This is a genomic window from Rhodococcus sp. SGAir0479 (assembly GCF_005484805.1).
Lineage (GTDB): Bacteria > Actinomycetota > Actinomycetes > Mycobacteriales > Mycobacteriaceae > Prescottella.
This window is the reverse complement of sequence record NZ_CP039432.1, coordinates 2,249,489-2,268,716: the sequence shown is the minus strand read 5'-3', so window position 1 is coordinate 2,268,716 and position 19,228 is coordinate 2,249,489. Positions and strand designations below refer to the sequence as shown.

At 68.7% G+C, this 19,228-nt stretch carries 17 protein-coding genes; 11 read left to right on the top strand and 6 right to left on the bottom strand.

Annotation, left to right across the window (positions count from 1 at the left end; genetic code table 11):
* Nucleotides 1-23: 23 nt before the first annotated feature.
* Nucleotides 24-1,469, bottom strand: a complete 1,446-nt coding sequence (locus E7742_RS10615) for an MFS transporter (RefSeq protein ID WP_137798922.1) — start codon at nucleotides 1,467-1,469, stop codon at nucleotides 24-26.
* A 128-nt stretch (nucleotides 1,470-1,597) separates the two neighbouring features.
* A complete protein-coding gene (locus E7742_RS10610; RefSeq protein WP_254699305.1) occupies nucleotides 1,598-3,532 on the bottom strand; it encodes a glycoside hydrolase family 15 protein in 1,935 nt (644 codons plus the stop codon).
* Nucleotides 3,533-3,673: 141 nt separating this feature from the next.
* On the opposite strand from E7742_RS10610, the gene E7742_RS23755 reads away from it, so the two are divergent.
* From E7742_RS23755 to surE, 10 genes are all read left to right on the top strand, one after another.
* Nucleotides 3,674-3,763 carry an Ms4533A family Cys-rich leader peptide gene (locus E7742_RS23755; RefSeq protein ID WP_368076964.1) on the top strand — a complete coding sequence of 30 codons (90 nt, stop codon included), beginning with the start codon at nucleotides 3,674-3,676 and terminating at the stop codon, nucleotides 3,761-3,763.
* Nucleotides 3,764-3,995: 232 nt separating this feature from the next.
* Complete coding sequence (locus E7742_RS10605) at nucleotides 3,996-5,024, top strand: sulfate ABC transporter substrate-binding protein (protein ID WP_137798920.1); 1,029 nt, start codon at nucleotides 3,996-3,998, stop codon at nucleotides 5,022-5,024.
* Between the two features lie 92 nt (nucleotides 5,025-5,116).
* Nucleotides 5,117-5,341: a hypothetical protein gene (locus E7742_RS10600; protein ID WP_137798919.1), complete on the top strand. Its 225-nt coding sequence runs from the start codon at nucleotides 5,117-5,119 to the stop codon at nucleotides 5,339-5,341.
* 164 nt (nucleotides 5,342-5,505) lie between these two features.
* Nucleotides 5,506-5,595 (top strand): Ms4533A family Cys-rich leader peptide, encoded by a 90-nt coding sequence (locus tag E7742_RS23750; RefSeq protein WP_368076963.1) that lies wholly within the window; start codon nucleotides 5,506-5,508, stop codon nucleotides 5,593-5,595.
* A 189-nt stretch (nucleotides 5,596-5,784) separates the two neighbouring features.
* Nucleotides 5,785-6,816, top strand: a complete 1,032-nt coding sequence (locus E7742_RS10590; RefSeq protein WP_137798917.1) for an extracellular solute-binding protein — start codon at nucleotides 5,785-5,787, stop codon at nucleotides 6,814-6,816.
* The gene (gene cysT / locus E7742_RS10585; RefSeq protein ID WP_137798916.1) at nucleotides 6,813-7,700 is read left to right on the top strand and encodes a sulfate ABC transporter permease subunit CysT; all 888 of its coding nucleotides are present in this window, start codon (nucleotides 6,813-6,815) and stop codon (nucleotides 7,698-7,700) included. The genes E7742_RS10590 and cysT overlap by 4 nt, the downstream gene beginning before the upstream one ends.
* Nucleotides 7,697-8,503: a sulfate ABC transporter permease subunit CysW gene (gene cysW, locus E7742_RS10580; protein ID WP_137798915.1), complete on the top strand. Its 807-nt coding sequence runs from the start codon at nucleotides 7,697-7,699 to the stop codon at nucleotides 8,501-8,503. Before cysT ends, cysW begins: the two co-directional genes overlap by 4 nt.
* Entirely contained in the window at nucleotides 8,500-9,459 is a 960-nt protein-coding gene (locus E7742_RS10575) for a sulfate/molybdate ABC transporter ATP-binding protein (RefSeq protein WP_137798914.1), read from the top strand. Before cysW ends, E7742_RS10575 begins: the two co-directional genes overlap by 4 nt.
* Before the next feature lie 153 nt (nucleotides 9,460-9,612).
* Entirely contained in the window at nucleotides 9,613-10,587 is a 975-nt protein-coding gene (locus tag E7742_RS10570) for a 1-phosphofructokinase family hexose kinase (protein ID WP_137798913.1), read from the top strand.
* Nucleotides 10,584-11,375, top strand: a complete 792-nt coding sequence (gene surE / locus E7742_RS10565) for a 5'/3'-nucleotidase SurE (RefSeq protein ID WP_137798912.1) — start codon at nucleotides 10,584-10,586, stop codon at nucleotides 11,373-11,375. Before E7742_RS10570 ends, surE begins: the two co-directional genes overlap by 4 nt.
* Nucleotides 11,376-11,384: 9 nt before the next feature.
* On the opposite strand, the gene E7742_RS10560 is transcribed toward surE, so the two are convergent.
* The 3 genes from E7742_RS10560 to E7742_RS10550 are packed head-to-tail and all read right to left on the bottom strand — an operon-like array spanning nucleotide 11,385 to nucleotide 17,273.
* Nucleotides 11,385-12,632, bottom strand: coding sequence for a heparan-alpha-glucosaminide N-acetyltransferase domain-containing protein (locus E7742_RS10560; protein ID WP_137798911.1), 1,248 nt, complete (start codon nucleotides 12,630-12,632; stop codon nucleotides 11,385-11,387).
* Nucleotides 12,622-13,308: a BPL-N domain-containing protein gene (locus E7742_RS10555; protein WP_137798910.1), complete on the bottom strand. Its 687-nt coding sequence runs from the start codon at nucleotides 13,306-13,308 to the stop codon at nucleotides 12,622-12,624. Before E7742_RS10555 ends, E7742_RS10560 begins: the two co-directional genes overlap by 11 nt.
* Nucleotides 13,305-17,273 (bottom strand): Pls/PosA family non-ribosomal peptide synthetase, encoded by a 3,969-nt coding sequence (locus E7742_RS10550; RefSeq protein ID WP_254699235.1) that lies wholly within the window; start codon nucleotides 17,271-17,273, stop codon nucleotides 13,305-13,307. Before E7742_RS10550 ends, E7742_RS10555 begins: the two co-directional genes overlap by 4 nt.
* Before the next feature lie 404 nt (nucleotides 17,274-17,677).
* Here E7742_RS10550 and E7742_RS10545 point away from each other — a divergent pair, with 404 nt between their 5' ends.
* On the top strand, nucleotides 17,678-18,457 hold the full coding sequence (locus E7742_RS10545; protein WP_254699234.1) for a BPL-N domain-containing protein: 780 nt from the start codon (nucleotides 17,678-17,680) through the stop codon (nucleotides 18,455-18,457).
* A gap of 13 nt (nucleotides 18,458-18,470) precedes the next feature.
* Here the strand turns inward: E7742_RS10545 and E7742_RS10540 are convergent, their stop codons facing one another.
* On the bottom strand, nucleotides 18,471-19,226 hold the full coding sequence (locus tag E7742_RS10540) for a sirohydrochlorin chelatase (protein WP_137798908.1): 756 nt from the start codon (nucleotides 19,224-19,226) through the stop codon (nucleotides 18,471-18,473).
* Nucleotides 19,227-19,228: the final 2 nt, after the last annotated feature.

The following is a 19,228-nucleotide window of genomic DNA, read 5'->3' as shown; positions in this document are numbered from 1 at the left end:
GGGCCGGGAGGAGACGCAAACGGTCACGAAAGGGCAGGCACGCCGGGGTCCCGACTGGCGGTGGCGGCCCGCCGGACGCGACGCGCGGGCAGCATCGCCGCACACACCAGCGCGCCCAGTGCGGCGATGAGCGCGGCGACCGTCAACGCCTGGTGCAACCCCGTCACGAATTCCGCGGGCGAGCCGCCCGCCAGCATCGACTGTGCCGGCAGGAACGCGCCCAGGCCGGCCACACCGACCGCGATCCCGGTCTGACGGAACGCATCGTTGATTCCCGCGGCGAGTCCGACATGGTCGGCGGTGCTCTCACCCAGCACCAGTCCACTCATCACCGGGTTGAACACCCCGGCCCCCACCAGGGCGACGACGAAACCGGGAAGGATCGCGTACCGGGAACTGGCCACGTCCACGACGGTCATCATCCCGAGGCCGGCCGCCACGAGCATCAACGAGCAGGTCAACGTGACCGACGCGGGGACGCGCCCGTCGAGTTTCGCGGTGGCGCCCGCGACGACGAACATCGCGATCGTCGCGGGCAGGTACACCAGGCCGGCCTCGACGGGCGACAGGTGCAGGACGGACTGCAGGTAGATGGTGGTGTAGACGAACACCGCGAACAGCGACGCCGAGATCGCGAACGCCGCGATCTGCGCACCCGCGAACGCCCGGTTCCTCAGCAACTGCGGCGGCAGCATCGGTTCCCGGGTGCGCAGCTCGTATCCGACGAACCCGAGCAGCGCGATCACGCCGACGACGAGCGCGCCGACCGTCGCCGGCGCGCTCCACTCGGTCTCGTTGCCCCGCAACAACCCGAACACCAGCGCACCCAACCCGATGCAGACCAGGATCTGGCCGACCACGTCGGTGCGTCGCGGATGCGGGTCTCGGGATTCCGGTACCCACCGGACGGTGACGGCCAGCGCGAGCAATCCGATGGGGACGTTGATCAGGAAGATCGCGCGCCAGTGCGCGAACTCGGTCAGCACGCCGCCGACGAGCGGGCCGATCGCGAAGGCCCCGCCGATGGTGGCGCCGTAGGCCGCCAGCGCGCCGGCGCGCGCCGGGCCCTTCTCGAAGACGTCTGCGAGCAGCGCCAGCGAGCAGGCGAACAGCACGGCGGCGCCGAATCCCTGTGCGGTGCGGGCGAGGTCGAGGATCCAGATGTTCGGCGCCAGCGTGCAGCCCAGCGAGGCGGCGGTGAACAGCAGGATCCCGATCACGAACACGTGGCGGCGGCCTCGCCGGTCCGCCCAGGAACCGGCAGTGAGGACCGCGGTCGCCAGCGCCAGGGTGTAGGCGTCGACCACCCACTGGAGCCCACTCACGCCGGTGTCGAGGTCCGACGCGATCGACGGAAGCGCGGTGTTGACCACCGCGATGTCGAGCATCAACATCGCGGTGGTCACACACACCACGGTCAGGGTCGCGCGGCGGGTGGCCGCGCTCGCGGAAACTCTCTCGACAGGCATGGGCGCTCCTCTGGAGTCGGCGGGGGTGCGACGTGTTCGCACCGCACGCCACCGTGCGCCCGGCCGCTTGGCGGCCGTCGGGACGAATCCTTGGATGCCGCCGGTGTGGCCGCCGCGGCGCCGGCCCGTCAGGCGGGACCGTGCGCGGGCTGGAAGGTGCCCGTGTCGCCCGCTTCCTCGGCGCGGATCACGTGTACCACTGCGTTGATCAACGCCAGGTGGGTGAACGCCTGCGGGAAGTTGCCCAGGTGCCGGCCGGTCTTGGGATCGATCTCCTCGGCGTACAGCTTGAGGGGGCTGGCGAACGCGAGCAGCCGCTCGCACAGCTGCTTCGCACGCTCGAGTTCGCCGATCTCGACGAGCGCCGACACCAGCCAAAAGGAGCAGATCGTGAAGGTGCCCTCCTTGCCGGACAGCCCGTCGTCGGTGGATTCGACCCGGTAACGGAGGACGAGCCCGTCCTCGGTGAGCTCGTCGGCGATGGCCGACACGGTGGCCCGGATGCGCGGATCGTCGGCGGGCAGGAACCGGAGCAGCGGGGCCAGCAGCAGGGACGCGTCGAGCGACGGGTGCCCGTAGCGCTGAGTGAAGACCCCACGCTCGTCCACGCCGTGCTCGAGGACGTCGGCCTTGACCTCGTCGGCGGCCCGGGACCACTGCGCGGCGTAGCCCTTCTCACCGTGCAGCGCGGCCAGGCGCGCACCTCGGTCGAGCGCCACCCAGCACATGATCTTCGACGACGTGAAGTGCTGCGGCTCACCGCGCACTTCCCAGATGCCGCGGTCGGGTTCGCGCCAATGGGCGAGGACCTCCTCGACCTGACGTTTGAGCAGCGGCCACAGCGTCTCCGGGACCTGGTCCCGTGAACGCACATGCAGGTACACCGAATCGAGCATGGTGCCCCAGATGTCGTGCTGGTTCTGGTTGTAGGCGCCGTTCCCGATCCGGACCGGGCGGGCGCCGTCGTAGCCCTTGAGATGTGTCAGTTCCTCCTCGACCAGCGTGTGTTCGCCGCCGACGCCGTACATCACCTGCAGCGACGTCGGGTCGCCGTTGTCGGACTGCGACGAGTCGAAGATGAACGAGAAGAAGTCGTTGGCCTCCCGGTCGAGCCCGAGGGTGTACAGACCCCACAGCGCGAAGGTCGAATCCCGGACCCACGCGTAGCGGTAGTCCCAATTGCGTTCGCCGCCGGGGGTTTCCGGTAGTGACGTGGTGGGCGCGGCCAGCAGCGCGCCGGTCGGCGCATAGGTCAGGCCCTTGAGTGTCAGCGCGCTGCGCTGCAGATGACCCCGCCACGGGTGGTCGGGGAACCGTCCGATCGTCACCCATTGCCGCCAACACTCGGTGGTCTGCCACATCCGGTCGGAGGCCTCCTCGAAGGTCCGCGGCGCCGGTACGTCCGACCACGACAGGGCCACGAACGCGTTGTCGCCCTCCACCATCCGGGTACGGGCGCGAGCCTCGCGCCCCTCGAGCCCGAGACGCAGGTTCGACGTGAGCCGCAACGTCGGGTGCTCGCCGGGCGCCGCGGTGCGGCACGTCGCCGTCGCCTCCTCGTACACCTTGCCCGTGTATTCCCACCGGGCCGGCGCGCGGTGGTAGTCGAACGCGGGCTCGCAGCTCATCTCCAGTTCGACCGTTCCGCTCACGCACTTCACGGTGCGGAGCAGGATGTGCTCGGCGTCCCAGTCGGAGGGGGTGCGGCGCCGGGTGGGGGAGCGCTGCTCGTTGGCGTGCCACCGGCCCATGACGAGAGCGTCGCGCACGATGAGCCATCCGGTCTGCGTCTGCCACGTGGTCTCGAGGATCAACCCGCCGGGCAGGTAGCGGCGCGCGGCGGGCACGTTCTGTCCGTACGGCCCGATCCGGAAATGACCGGCGCTGCGATCGAGGATGGCCCCGAAGACGCTGGGCGAGTCCGGCCGTGGCAGGCACATCCACTCCACCGCACCGTTGCGCGCGATCAGGCAGTTCACCTCGCAGTCCGAGAGGAACGCGTAGTCGTCGATCGGGGGGAACACGCTCCGATGCTCGGGTGCGGTTTCGTCGGAATCGCCCATCGGTGTGGTGACGGACTGTTCGGCCTGCAACGTCATCCCCTCATCATCGACCGAGTGCCCGTCGCCGTCCACAGTTCACCGAGCCGCCCGCCCCGCACGGGCCGGATCGGGGCGGGTGGAGCGTCTGCTATGGTCTGCGACGTGTCCGCCGTCACCGCCCACCGCATCCGCCATGAACTGGCGTTGATTGCCGTCGGTGGTCTTGCGGTTGCCGACATTCACTGTTGCTGACGCGGGTCTCGGCGTTCGCCTCCGCGTAGATCCCGTCGCGCCGCACTCGTCGTCGCGTGCGTTCCCGGCCGTGTGCCCGGGGTGCCGCGCGGGCGGGTCGTGTCGAACGCGGTCTCTGCTCGGGTGTCGTCGTTCGCGCTCCCGCTTCGCTCTTCGAGTTCGTCGGTCCGGCCCGCGTCGCCCGACGGCTGTTCGTCCCACTACACCTGTGAGCCTGTAGGAAGGCAATCTGATGAGGCATCCCCGTTCGTTCCTGACCGCACTCGTCGCGCTCGGAGCCGTCGCGCTCACCGCGTGCAGCGGCGGTTCGAGTGACGTCGCCGGTGGCGGCGAGACCGTCGCCGACGGCAGCGGTGGCACGATCAACCTGTTCGCGTACGCGGTGCCCAAGCCCGGATTCGACAAGGTCACCGCGGGCTTCGCGGCGACGAAGGAGGGCAAGGGGGTGCGGTTCAATCCGTCCTACGGCGCCTCCGGTGACCAGTCGCGCAAGGTCAAGGACGGGGCCCAGGCCGACTTCGTGAACTTCTCCGTCGAGCCCGACATCACCCGCCTGGTCGACGCCGGGCTCGTCGACGAGAACTGGAACAGCGACGCCTACAAGGGAATACCCTTCGGCTCCGTCGTGACGATCGTGGTGCGCGAGGGCAATCCCAAGAACATCCAGGACTGGGACGACCTGCTGCAGCCGGGTGTCGAGGTGGTCACGCCCAACCCGTTCAGCTCCGGTTCCGCGAAGTGGAACCTTCTGGCGCCGTACGCCGCCGAGAGCGAGGGCGGCAAGAACCCGCAGGCCGGACTGGATTACCTGAACAAGCTCGTCGGTGAGCACGTGAAGGTGCAGCCCAAGTCCGGTCGGGAGGCCACCGAGACGTTCCTGCAGGGCACCGGCGACGTCCTGCTGAGCTACGAGAACGAGGCGCTGTTCACCGAACGGGGCGGTGACCCGGTGGAGCACGTCACGCCGCCGAGCACCTTCAAGATCGAGAACCCGGTCGCGGTGATCTCGAACAGCCCGAACATCGAACAGGCCACGGCGTTCCGGGACTACCTGTACACGCCGGAGGCGCAGCGGCTCTGGGCCGAGGCCGGATTCCGTCCGGTCGACCCGGCCGTCGCCGCGGAGTTCGCGGCGGACTTCCCGCAGCCGCAGCGGCTGTGGACCATCGCCGACCTCGGTGGCTGGCCGCGGGTCGACGCCGAGCTGTTCAAGCAGGGAACGGGCAGCATCGCGGTCATCTACGAGAACGCGACGAAGTAGCGGCACCCGGGCGTGACCCGGGGGGCGGTGACCGGATGCGGCGGACGTGCGCCGTGTTCGGTCACTGCTGTGTCAACGGCTAGGGTGGTCGGGTGGATCAACTCGCGAACTGGTGGGACGGCACCGAGCTGTGGATTGCCGGCCTGCCGTTCATTCCCCAGGTCGTCCTGGTGCTCGCGGTGATGATCCCCGTCTGCTTCGGCATCGCCTGGCTTCTCGATCGCGTGCTCTCGGCGGTGTTCGCGGCGGTCGGTCGCGCCGAATCGGTCGATGCCGGTGTTCGGTCGGACGTACACACCGAGCTGGAGGGGTCCTGATGCCGCGCTCACGCGTGACCTTGGCGCTGATCGCGCTGATCGTCCTGGTCGTCATCGCCTGGTTCTTCACCCGCTGACCCGTCCGCTCGGCCGTTCACGTCGGCCGTCTCGACCACTGGTCGAGCAATTCGGACGCGGCTCGGTGCTCTGCTAAAGTCTGCCGCGTGTCTGTAGTCACCGCGCACGAGGTCCGCCATGAACTGGCGTTGATTGCTGTCGGTCGACTCGCAGTCGCGGACATCGACTGTTGTTGACACCTGTCTCGGTGTTCGCGCCCCGATAGCTTTCCGCGTTCCTCGAACGCCTCCCCACCTCCTGCCCGTCGCAGCGACGTGCTTCGCGAACGCCTCTCCACTCCCGAGCTTCACAGACCGACCGCTTGGTTCGGTCGATTTCGCGCGAGCACTTCTGCCAGCGCCGTCGCCGTAGGAAGGTGAACCCGTATGAATCATCGGTCCCGCTCGCTCCTGACCGCGTGTGCCGCGGTCGGGGTCTTCCTCGTGGCCGGGTGCAGCGGTGGCTCGAGTGACGTCATGGGCGGCGCCGGTGGGGGACCGGACGGCAGCGGGGGCACGATCAACCTGTTCGCCTACGGGGTGCCCAAGCCCGGCTACGACAAGGTGACGGCCGCGTTCGGGGAGACCGAGGAGGGCGCCGGCGTGCGGTTCAACCCGTCTTACGGCGCCTCGGGCGACCAGTCTCGCAAGGTGCAGGACGGTGCGCAGGCCGACCTCGTCAGTTTCTCGGTGGAACCGGAGATCACGCGACTGGTCGAGGCGGGGCTGGTGGACGCCGGGTGGAACGAGGACTCCTACGGCGGCGTCCCCTTCGGATCGGTGGTGACGCTCGTCGTGCGGGAAGGCAACCCGAAGAACATCCGTGACTGGGACGATCTGCTCCGTCCGGGCGTCGAGGTGGTCACGCCCAACCCGTTCAGTTCGGGCTCGGCGAAGTGGAACCTCCTGGCGCCGTACGCCGCCGAGAGCGAGGGCGGCAAGAATCCGCAGGCGGGCCTGGACTATCTGGGCAAGCTCGTGGGCGAGCACGTGAAGGTGCAGCCGAAGTCCGGTCGCGAGGCGACGGAGATGTTCCTGCAGGGCACCGGCGACGTGCTGCTGAGCTACGAGAACGAGGCGCTGTTCACCGAGCGCAAGGGTGATCCGGTGGAGCACGTGACGCCGCCGGTGACCTTCAAGGTGGAGAACCCGGTCGCCGTCGTCTCCACCGGACGGAACGCCGCCACCGCGGTCACCTTCCGTGACTTCCTGTACACCCCGGCCGCGCAACGGGCGTGGGCCGAGGCCGGGTTCCGGCCGGTCGACGCCGCCGTCATGCAGGAGTTCGCGGCGGACTTCCCTCCGCCGCAGCAGCTGTGGACCGTCGCCGACCTCGGCGGCTGGGACACGGTCGACCAGGATCTGTTCGAGCAGGACTCGGGCCGGATCGCCGCCATCTACGAGAACGCGACGACATGACGACGACAGTGACGACCTCGGCGACGACGCCGACCGATCGCATCCCGCCTCCCCGGAAGTCGCGGGGCGGATTCCGGCGGCGACTCGCCGTCACCGGCGCCGTCGGCCCGTTGGGAATCGGGATCGCGGCCCTGTGGCTCAGCATCATCGTCCTGCTGCCGTTGGCGGCCCTGACGGTGACCTCGTTCGAGGACGGTTGGTCGGGGTTCTGGAACGCCGTCACCGCGCCCGGTGCGCTCGCCGCGCTGCGCGTGACGATCGTGGTCTCGGCGATCGTCGCGCTGATCAACGTGGTGATGGGCACGCTGATCGCGTGGGTGCTGGTGCGGGACGAGTTCCCCGGCAAGCGGATCGTGAGCTCGCTCATCGACCTTCCCTTCGCGCTGCCCACGATCGTCGCGAGCATCGTGCTGCTGTCGCTGTACGGCCCGCAGAGCCCGATCGACGTGCACCTCAACGCAACCCAGCCCGGACTGGTGGTGGCGCTGGCGTTCGTGACGCTGCCGTTCGTGGTCCGGTCGGTGCAGCCGGTGCTGATCGAGGCCGACCGGGAGGTCGAACAGGCCGCGGCGTCGCTGGGCGCCGGCAACTGGACGATCTTCCGTCGCGTGGTGCTGCCGACGCTCACCCCCGCGATCATCAGCGGCGCCGGACTGGCCTTCGCCCGCGCGATCGGTGAGTACGGGTCGGTGGTGCTGATCGGCGGCAACATCCCGCGCGAGACGCAGGTGGCCTCGCAGTACATCCAGCAGCAGATCGAGATCGATCGCCCGGTCAGTGCGGCCGCGGTGTCGGTGGCGTTGCTGGTGATCGCGTTCGTGACGTTGTTCGTGCTGCGCCTGTTCGCGGCCCGGAACCAGCGCCGAGAGGAGCAGTCGCAGTGAAGATCTCACCCTGGGCGCGGATCAGTCTGCGCACCGTCGTCCTCGGCTACCTGTTCGTGCTGCTGCTGGTACCGATCGGAGTGATCCTGTACCGCACGTTCGAGCACGGAATCGTGGACTTCTACCACGCGATCAGCACTCCTGCGGCGATCTCGGCGCTCAACCTGTCGCTGCTCATCGTCGCGATCACGGTGCCGATCAACGTCGTCTTCGGCGTCGTCACGGCACTGGCACTCGTACGGGGCCGCTTCCCCGGACGCGGCCTGCTCCAGTCGGTGGTCGATCTTCCGTTCGCGGTCTCGCCCATCGTCGTCGGCGTCTCGCTCATCCTCCTGTGGGGAGCGAACGGCTGGTTCGGTGGTATCGAATCGACCGGGTTCAAGGTGATCTTCGGATTACCCGGCATGGTCATCGCCACGATCTTCGTGACCCTGCCGTTCGTGGTCCGTGAGGTCGAGCCGGTACTCCACGAGATCGGCGAGGAACAGGAACAGGCGGCGGCGACCCTGGGCGCGTCGAAATGGCAGACGTTCTCGCGGGTCACGCTGCCGGCGATCCGGTGGGGTCTGACCTACGGCATCGTCCTCACGGTCGCCCGCGCGCTCGGCGAGTTCGGCGCCGTCATCATGGTCTCGTCCGGCATCCCCGGACAGTCGCAGACCCTGACTCTGCTCGTGCACTCCCGATACATCGACGACCACAACACCTTCGGGGCCTACGCCGCAGCGACACTGCTGATGTCGATCGCGGTGCTGACCCTCCTGCTGATGACTCTGCTCGACCGTAAGAGGAGCACGACATGATCACCGTGACCGGGGCACGCAAGAACTACGGCGACTTCGCGGCACTCGACGACGTCACCCTGGACATCCCGTCGGGCTCGCTCACCGCGCTGCTGGGGCCGAGTGGGTCGGGCAAGTCGACGCTGCTGCGCTCGATCGCCGGCCTGGAACAGCCCGACTCCGGCACCATCACCATCGGCGGCAAGGACGTCACCGGGGTGCCGCCGCAGAAGCGCGACATCGGCTTCGTCTTCCAGCACTACGCGGCTTTCAAGCACATGACCGTGCGCGACAACGTCGCGTTCGGGCTCAAGATCCGCAAGCGTCCCAAGGCCGAGATCGCCCGCAAGGTCGACGAACTGCTCGGCATCGTCGGGCTCGACGGCTTCCAGCACCGGTACCCGGCGCAGCTCTCGGGCGGCCAGCGTCAGCGCATGGCACTGGCTCGCGCACTGGCGGTGGACCCGCAGGTGTTGCTGCTCGACGAGCCGTTCGGTGCGCTCGACGCGAAGGTTCGCGACGACCTGCGCACGTGGCTGCGGCGCCTCCACGACGAGGTGCACGTGACGACGGTTCTGGTCACGCACGATCAGGAGGAGGCGCTCGACGTCGCCGACCGGATCGCGGTCCTCAACAAGGGGCGGATCGAGCAGGTCGGCACCCCGCAGGAGCTGTACGACACCCCGGCCAACGACTTCGTGATGTCGTTCCTCGGCCCGGTCGCCCGGCTCAACGGCCAACTGGTGCGCCCGCACGATCTGCGGCTCGATCGTGCCCAGCTGCCGCAGTCGTTCGCGGCCACCGTCTCCCGCGTCGTGCACCTCGGTTTCGAGGTCCGTGTCGAGCTGCAACCCAAGACCGGTGCCCAGGAGCTGTCCGCCCAGATCACGCGCAGCGACGCCGAGGCGCTCGGGTTGCGGGCGGGCGAGACCGTGTACGTGCGCGCGAGTGAGACGGAGCGAGCAATCCAGGACTAGGCGGAAAGGCGCCCGCGCCGTCCCGGTGAGAGCCGTTGTCGGCGCGGGCAATTCCGCCCGCCGTTACGCGCACGAGTCCCGTCGCTCGCCCGAAGCGGCACCCGTGGCCGGTGAGCGCGTGTAAGGCGAGGCCCGGCTGGGTACCTGACCGACATGGATTCAGACACCGACGATCACGCTTCCGACGAGGGTGCGGGCACCAATGCGTTCGTCTTCGCGCCGTCGCCACTCCTCACCGTCACCGTCGAGGCGGCCCCCAACGGGGGCAACGAGTTACATGTACATCCCGGTGGACAGGGGTTCTGGATCGGTCGGATGGCCGCGATTCTCGGCATGGACGTCCACCTGTGCGGACCTTTCGGGGGCGAACCGGGCGGCATTCTCGTGGACCTGATCCGCCGCGAAGGTCTCACGGTGCACCCGGTCGCCACCGCGCGAGACAACGGTTCGTACATTCACGACCGCCGCGCGGGTGAGCGCGAAGTGGTCGTGGACGTCCCACCACCGACCCTCACGCGCCACGAGACCGACGATCTGTTCAGCGCTTCCCTCGCTGCGGGCATGGCGGCCGATGTGGCGATCCTCGGCGGTCCGCACTGCGACGAGGCAGTGCCCGTCGAGCTCTACACCCGACTGTGTTCCGATCTGTCGGCACTGAAGATCCCTGTCGTCGCGGATCTCTCGGGAGCTACCCTCACCGCCGCGCTCGAAGGCGGGGTGTCGCTGCTCAAGGTGAGCCACGAGGACCTCATCGAATGCGGGCGCGCCGCGTCCGAGGATCTGGACGATCTGATCGAGGCGATGAAGTCCCTCCACGAGGAGGGTGCCGGGTCCGTCGTGATCTCCCGTGCCGCGGACCCTGCCATCGCACTGCACCAGGGCGAGGTCTGGGAAGTGGAGGCGCCGCCCGTGAAGCCGGTCGACCATCGCGGCGCCGGCGACTCCATGACGGCCGGTCTGGCGGCCGCCCATGCGGCGGGCAAACCGATCGAGGATGCGCTGCGACTCGGCGCAGCGTCGGGAGCGGTGAATGTGACCCGGCGCGGGCTGGCGACCGGCCAGCGGCAGGCCGTCGAGCGGATGGTCGAGAACGTACAGGTACGTCGTCTGCGGAGGGACGGGGCATGAGGGCACTCATCGTCAACGACGACGGAATCGACAGTCCGGGCCTCGCAGTTCTGGCCCGCGTCGCGGTCGCCGCCGGTCTCGAGGTGCAGGTGGCCGCGCCGCATGTGGAGCGCAGCGGTGCGAGTGCGTCGTTGTCCGCTCTCGAGGACGACGGAAAGCTCATGCTCTCGCGCCGGACCATGCCGGACCTGCCCGGGGTGGAGGTGCTCGCGGTGGAAGCCTCACCCGCGATGATCGCCTTCGTCGCAGCGCACGGGGCTTTCGGCCCGGCGCCGGACCTCGTGTTGTCCGGCATCAATCTCGGACCCAACACGGGGCATGCGATCCTCCACTCCGGAACGGTCGGCGCCGTTCTGACCGCGGCCGCGCACGGCGCCCGCGGCGTGGCGCTGTCGCTCGACCAGCCCTCACCGTCCGACTGGGAGACGGCGGAGGCCGTCGCGTCGCACGCAGTTCGATGGGCCGTCGAGCACGCAGCGCCCGGGAGGGTGCTCAACGTGAACATCCCGGATGTCCCGATCGACGGCCTGCTCGGATTGCGTGCTGCCCCGCTGGCGGAGTTCGGTGCAGTGCAGGCCGAGATCGGCGACGTCGAGGAGAACGGGGACGAGTCGCGTGCGGTGACCGTGACGTTTCGGAAGGTGGAAATCGACAGTTCCGGCGACAGCGACGCCGTACTCCTCCATGACGGGTGGGCGACCGCCACCGTGTTGCGGATGCCGTTCGAGGTTGCCGAGGCCGACCTGGGCGACCTCACGTTCAGCCGCTCCGGGAACGCCGTCTCCTGACGGGGGCGCTCATGGGTGCCCCCTCGCGATCACGTTCGCTCGGACCCGCGTCGTCACGGCCCGGACGAGGCCCTCGAGGGGACCCCGACCTGCGGTGGCGCGCCACGCCAGTGCCAGCAGGACGATGACCACCGCTTGACGGACGTAACCCTCCGTCGGGCCGTAATGGTCGAAGTCCGAGTTCACGAAGAGGATGTGGCCGACGTAGACCGTGAGCGACATGCTGCCCACCGCCGCCAGCGGGGCGAGAATTGTGCGGACGACGGTGGACCAGAACGGCCGGGTCACGTGCGTCAGCGCGAGGCACCCGCCGAGGACGAGCAGGGCGCTGCCCATGGTCGCCAGGAGGTCCAGCGGGGTTCCGGTGTGTGGGGCCGAAAGGCCGAGCCACCACCAGGAGTTCGTGGGTACGGTGCCGTCGGCGCCGAAGGTGAGGAACTCGTCGACGGTTCGGTTCGGATCGGGAGCCATGACCCACTCGAGTCGCGTCCGGCCACCGACCGGCCCCAGGATCGCCTTCGACGCCAGCATCGCCGACACCATCATCGACAGTCCGGCCGCGGCCAGTGTGACGGCGGTGCGCAGTGAGGTCAGCGAGAGTCGCCCGACCAGGAGGCCGAGGCACACGTAGCTCGTCCACACCAGTGCCGGGAATTCACCGGTGAACATGACGTCGGAGAGGAACCGCGCGGGATCGTCCCACAGGAGACCGAACGACAACTGGGCGTCGAAGCGCTGCGGCAGTGCCGGTCGCAGCACCTGGCTGAGGAGGGGAGTGCCCACCGTCAGCACCACGGTGACCACCGCGAGAACCCGGGTGCTCAGATAGATCAACGGTATTGCGAGGAAGAACATCGCGCCGTACGCGACGAGGATGACGACGCCGTACGTGCTGTCGGTGAAACCGAGCGCGAGTCCGATCGCTGCGATCGTGACAGCGCGCGCGGCCAGCGCCCAGGCGATCGATCGCGCCTCGACGCCGCGAGTCTGGCGCCGCCGCCGGGACAGGAACGCAATACCGACTCCGGCCAGGACTGCGAAGACGGCCGATGCGCGTCCGGCTGCCAGGCTGTACGTCCACGTCGGCTCGCCGGTGGTTTCGTCGTAGGCGGGGAGGGAGTGCACCGCGATCATGCCGAACACCGCGAGCCCGCGTACCGCGTCGATCGCGGTCAGTCGCTCACTTCTGTCGACCCTCCGGACGATTGGCGGTCCGGTCGGGGTGGACGTGTCGACGTTGTCCATGTCAGCGCTCATGTCGGATCATCACCGCATCCACTAGTTCCAGCCCCGCGTCGCGGGTGTCGTCGGCAGGTCGAGACAAGTCGGCGTCCGCAAACCAGTCGCGATCGGCCTCCGGGTGCGGTCCGACGGCGGCGACCCGCCCGTTTCCGTAGTCGGTTGCCAGGGCCGCGATCTCCCCGTTGGGATAGGTGGCGATGACGTCGAGTCCGGGCGCGTATCGATCCACCCGGAAGACAGCTCCGTCCTGGAAGTACATGTGGCGCCGGCGGTGTCGCCAATCGACTGCCACCACGGTGGGGCGAGCGGAGTGTACGGTGGCGGCCTTCGAGCTGATGTAGCGGTCGGTGTCACCGGGGAGCAGGTCGAAACCGGGAGTGGCGCCGGCGAGGTAGCCGCCGAGGCAGAAGCCGAGGTACCGGCCGCCGGCGGCGACGAAGTCGCGAAGTGCCTCGTCATACGGACGCATCCGGCGCCACGCGGGGCGCAGCGTCCCGCCACCCGGCTGTGCGTAGAGCGCGGCCCCGGCGAGTACGTCGACGGTGAGCGGAAGACGTTCGCGTGGGCCGACATACCGGACATCGAAGTTCCACCGGCTGCGCCGCAGGAGTTCGGCCACGGATTCGGCGCAGCCCGGCAACGTCGCCCGTCCGCGATAGACGAGCGCGAGTGGACGATCCGCCCCCCTCATCGGAGTGCCTCGGCAGGGATCCCGCTCCAGCGGGTCTCGTCCGGCAACGTCTCGCCCTTCATCAGGAGCGACAGCGTGCCGAGGGTGGCGTCACGGCCGACCGTCGCGTCGTAGAGCACGATCGCGCGGGTTCCGACCGTCGCACCCGATGCGACGGTGACGGTCGACATCTTCATCACGCGGTCCTCGAACAGATGCGTCTGCAGGGACGCGTTCGCGCCGACGGCGGCATCGTCGCCGATATGTACGAGGTCGAACTCGGTCAGATAGGTGGTGTCCATCCAAACCCGCTTGCCGATGTCGGCACCGAAGCCACGCAGAGCGAGTGGCAGAAATGGCGTCCCTCTGAGCTGGTCGAGCAGTACCGGGACCGCGGCCGCTTCGTAGATGCCGGTCGCGAATTCCGCTCGCCGGACGAACCGTGCCCACAGCGGTTCCACGCGCGGGCGGTAGACCCCCACGATGTTGCGTTTGAGCGCGGCGGCGAACAGGACGACGCCGAGCGCGGTGACGAGAGCGAACAGCGGCGCAACCAGGACCGTCACCGCCAGGCCCTGGGATCGCGCGGTCAACGAGAGCGTCAGCAGGTAGAAGAACAAGCTGACTCCGATCAACGTCGCCGGCAAGGTCGCGCGGAAGAACTCGATGAACCAGCGGTGCGCGAGAACCTGCCGAGGGGGAGCGAAAGTCTGCGACTCGTCGTAGGTTCCGCTGTCCTGGCGCACCGGCAGGTGGATGGCAGGTGAGCCGAGCCAGGAGGAATCGGCCGGGACACCATCGGCGTGCGGAACGGTCAGGACCCCGACGAGCGACCGGTCTCCGGTCCGGGCGCCGGCCGGAACGTGCGCCGCGTTACCGATGAATGCGCGCTCACCGACCACGGTGTGGTCGAGGGTGAACCAGCCGTTGCAGAACGACGATCCGCCGACGCTCGCCATGTCCGCGACGAAACTCCCGTCGCCGATCGTGAGCAGGTCCGGGTCGATGTGAGCGGCAGTGGACACTTCGGCACCGCGGCCGACCCGGGCGCCGAGCAGACGCAACCAGGGCCCCGTGTAGAGCGTCGCGTACAGAGAACCGGTGTAGGTCAGACTCATGAGAAACAGCTTGTCGGCCAACCACTTACGGATTCCCAGCGTAGAACGGGCACTGTGGGTTCCGGTGGGCGGGTCGGGCAACAGAACTCGTTTCCCGGCCGCCACCACGGCACACACACTGAGCACGTAGAGCGGTCCGGATGCCAGCGTTGCGATGAATGCCCACACCATGCCGTACGTGAGAAGCACGTACCAGACCAGAATCAGACTGGGGAACAGGGCGGCGATGGCAGCCGCTTCGAGGGAGGCCAGGCCGAGTACCGACAGCGCGTACAGGCGCGCCGACCACGATCGGGGCGGTGGTGCCGCGGCCATCGCTTCGACAGCGGGGCTCAGTGCGGCGACGGGCCGAGACGGAGATCCCGCATACCGGCTGCGGGCGGGTAGCGTTCGGTCGGCGTCGACCACGGACTGGTCGGCGAGCATGGCGCCGACCTCGATGTGGGCCCCCGGTTCGAGCACGCTGTCGGAACCGACGAACGCGCCGTCCTCGATGACGACTTCGCCGACGATCACCCAGCCGGCCTCGACCCGCCACGCTCGCAGGTCGGTGTTGTAGCCGACCGAGACGCGGTCGCCGATCCGGACCAGAGCCGGCAGCGGGATCGTGCCGGTGCAGATCTCGGTGTCCCGGCCCACCCTCGCCCCGAGTGCGCGCAGGAACGGGGCCATGATCGGCGACCCGGCGAGCACCGGACTCGGCGACAGGGCCAGCAACCGGTCCACCGCCCACAACCTCAGATACGTCGTTCCCCACAGCGGATAGCGACCGGGGCGGATGCCGCGCGAGAGGGGCCGGACCAGTAGCACCGGCAGAACCCATCGAACACCCAGATAGGTGGGAACCGTCGCGACCAACAGATCGCGGAGAACCACGAACGACGGCCGACCTCCGTGAATGCTGTAGACGACAGACACCGGAAGCGTCACGACGAGGAGCAGAAACAACAACGCGCTCGCTTGCACCGTCCCGGCCCGGCGGACAGGAACGTCGTCGTGCCCGAGTGCCTCGGCGCGGGGCGGGGATGCTCGACGAGCGCCGTCGACGGTGTCGAGCCGGGCTGCGAGCGCACGCACCGTCGGGTGGGCATACACATCGCGGAGCCCGATCTCGCGAATCTCGCTCTCGCGCAGTGTGGAGACGAGTTTGGCCGCCGCCAGGGAGTGCCCTCCCAACTCCGTGAAGAAGTCGGACTCCACGGACAGTGTGGTCGCGTCCACTCCCAGGACGTCGGCGCACACGGCGCGTACTCGGCTCTCGCGATCGGTCGCCGGCGCGACCACGGGCCCGCCGTGGTGCAGACTCCGGCGCCGTCCGGGTGCCGGCAGCCTGGTCCGGTCCACTTTGCCGCTGGGCATGGTCGGCAGCTCGTCGACGATGTCGAGATAGGCCGGGATCATGTAGTGGGGTAGCCGTCGGTGGAGGGCGTCGAGAAGACGGTCGACGAGCACGGATTCGCCGTCCACTCCGGCGCGCGCGGGCCGATGCGATCCGGTACGCAAGGAGACGTAGGCGGCCAGCTCGCCTGTGCCGGCGACGTCCACGAGAGACACGACGCCCGTGGCGACTTCGGGATCCTCGAGCAGGACGCTCTCGATCTCCCCGAGGTCCACCCGATGGCCTCGGATCTTGATCTCGCTGTCCGCCCGTCCCAAGTACTCGATTTCACCGTCTTCGACAATTCGGCCGAGATCTCCTGTGCGGTAGAGCTTTCCGTCACCGCCGCTCGGGTGGACGATGAAACGCTCCGCCGTCTGCTCGGGCCTGCCCACGTATCCGCGCGCGACACCGGGTCCGCCGATGCAGATTTCACCGATCTCCCCGTCCGGGACCGGAACGCGATGCTCGTCGAGGATCACCACCGAGTAGGTCGGCAGCGGTCGTCCGATGGTGACGAGTCGCCCCGGTAGCAGCTCGCCCCAGGTTGCGGTGACCGTGGCCTCGGTGGGCCCGTAGGTGTTGAGGATCCGCCGGCCCGGGCGCGACCACCGCTCGACGAGCTCACCCGGACATGCCTCACCGCCGACGAGAATGGTTCGTAGCTGCGGAAGGTCACGGGGGATCGTGGCGAGGAGGGTCGGCACGCAGTACAGCTTGGTGACGCGGCGCTCTTCGAGAAAATCGGCGAGATCGGCGCCCAGTCGTCCGGACCCGGTCGGGCCGGCCACGAGTGTGGCACCGCGCGCCCACGTCGGCCAGATCTCCTCGATGGAGAAGTCGAAGGAGATCGTCATCCCCTGGTAGACGCGGTCGGTGGGTTGTACGTCGTAGATTTCCGGAACGACGTCGAGGAAGTTGCAGATGCTCGACTGGGCAACCGCGACGCCCTTGGGTTTTCCGGTGGATCCGGAGGTGTAGATCACGTAACACACCGGGTCGAGATCGGCGGGGACGTCGAGCACCGGGCGGGACGACGGATAGCGGCGGCAACTGTCGGAAAGGGTGTCGAGTTCGAGACGGGGCCGGCCGAGCGCGGAGAGAGCGTTCGCGAAGGAGGACGACGTGAGCACCAGATCGACGTCTGCGTCGGAAATGATGTAGTCGATCCGATCCGGCGGGGCGCCCGGGTCGACAGGAACGAACGTGGCGCCCGACTTGAGCGAGGCGAGCAGCGCGATGTACGTCGCCGGCGACCGCTCGAGCAGAAGGGCGATCCGAGCACCTACTCCGATGCCGTGATCGATCAACAGATGGGCGAGCCTGTTGGCACTCGCGTCCAGCTCGGCATACGTGAACTCGGTTTCGCCGCATTCGAGCGCCCACGCGAAAGGTGTTCGGTCGCAAGCATCCTCGAAAACGTGGTTCAGGCGCCGCGGGCGCGACCGTTCCCGTCGGGCAGCGGCGTCGTCCACTTCCGAAACTGCCAAATTGTGCATCGGAGACTCCAGTGTGTGCGAAGAGTTACTCCGGCCCCCCGACCGCCGAAAGCAGACTAGACGTCCGTCTAGGTCTGGCCGCAGGAATGTTAGGGGCATTCGTCGGCCGAGGTTCGGCAGTGTTCTCGGGCGTCGAGGTCCCGTCGCGGGCGTGCGGAAAGACACCGAATCACAACGAAGTTCGAAGTAACGAAAGTTATCTCCGCAGCTCAGTACTAGCCTGTTCTATAGGGCGTTTTGGTCGCGGGACTCTTCGACGGCGACTCCGAATTCCCGCTGTCAGTGCTACGGCAAATAACGACGCATCGGGACTTCACCCCATTTTTCACCCTTTATCGGGCAAAATTGAGACCGCGGTCACAGGCGGGGACGGTGCGACGAGCGGTGAGGGGACGATGACGATGGTGGATCGGCGAGGGTTTCTGACCGGCGTCGGCGCGGCGTGCGCGCTGGCATTGACACCGAAGTTCGCCTCGGCCGCCCCGGTGCCGGCCCTGCGGGCAGGTGCCGAATCGCGGCCGTTGGCGGCGGTCTACCGCGGCCCCGCGTCATCCCCGGGCTGCCCGGAGGCGGTCGCGACACTGCTACAGAACTGCCCCCGCAACTTCCGAACCGTCTACGTCGGGCCGGGCGAGCAGACACCGCTGACCGCTTCCGCCCTCGCGAATGCAGCGGTCTATGCGCAGCCGGGTGGCCCGACCTTGGCGACGGGGTGGGCGGCGATGAGCGAGTATGCCGACATCGTTCGACGGTATGTCGGGGACGGCGGCGTCTACCTAGGATTTTGTCTCGGCGGATATCTGGCCGGCGCCACTCCCGGGTTCGGCCTCCTGCCGGGCGACACCTGGCGATATATCTCGGCTCCGGACGCAACGGTGAAAACCGCCGGCGCGTCCCGGATCACTGTGAACTGGCGTGGGGCGGCGCAGACCCTCTTCTTTCAGGACGGGCCGGCATTCCGGATAGCGGGCGGGCAGGCGGAAATTCTGGCCACCTATGCGGGTGGTCAGCCCGCAGCCCTCGTTGCCCCGTACGGCGCCGGGCGGGTGGGGGTCGTCGGCCCCCACCCGGAGGCGGACGGTACGTGGTTCGGCCGCATGGACAGAACCGGTGCCATTCACCCAGAACTCGGATTCGATCTCGTCGAAGCTTCACTGGGGGCGCTGCGGGTGTGAGCCCGCGGCACTCTCAGGCCGACAGTCGCGCTCGGCGCGCTGCCGTCGACGCGGCGTCGTACCGATCGATTGCGACGTGGGCGACGTGTCGGTGCGCCCCGATGGTGTCGGCGAGGATAGCGTCGGGAGCCGCGTCGAGCGCCGCCCTGCCGAGCCGGTCGGTCAGGCGTCCGGGAGCGAGGAACCACGGGGCGATCACGATGCGCTCGACCCCTCGCGAGCGCAGGTGTGAGACGGCTCCCGCCACCGACGGCTCGGCCGCGGTCGCGAAGCAGGCCGTCGCGCCGGCCCAGTGGGTGCCCGCGGCGAGGACCGACGCGAGATCCCGGGTGCGCTCGTTCGCGCGGGCGTCGGACGACCCCACGGCGGCAAGCACGACACCGGCCGCACCGTCGTCGACACCGACACCGGTCGCGACGACGCGGTCCCGGACGGCGCCGACCAGGCGGTGGTCGTGTCCCAGGACGTCCGATTGGGTGAGCGTCAACTGCGGATGTCGCCTGCGCGCGGCCGCCAGGATCCCGGGCAGGTCCACGCGGGCGTGGAACGCGCTGCCGAGCAGCAGCGGCACCACCACCGCGGCGGAATGCCCCTCGGCGGCCACCGCGTCCACCACCTGATCCACCGACGGCGCAGTCAGATCGAGAAAACACAGCCGGACATCGAGCCCCGGCCGATGCGCGCGGATCGCCGCCACGGCCGCCGTGACCACCCGAGCGGATCGGGGATCACGGCTGCCGTGGGCGACGGCGATCAGCGGCGGAGTCACTG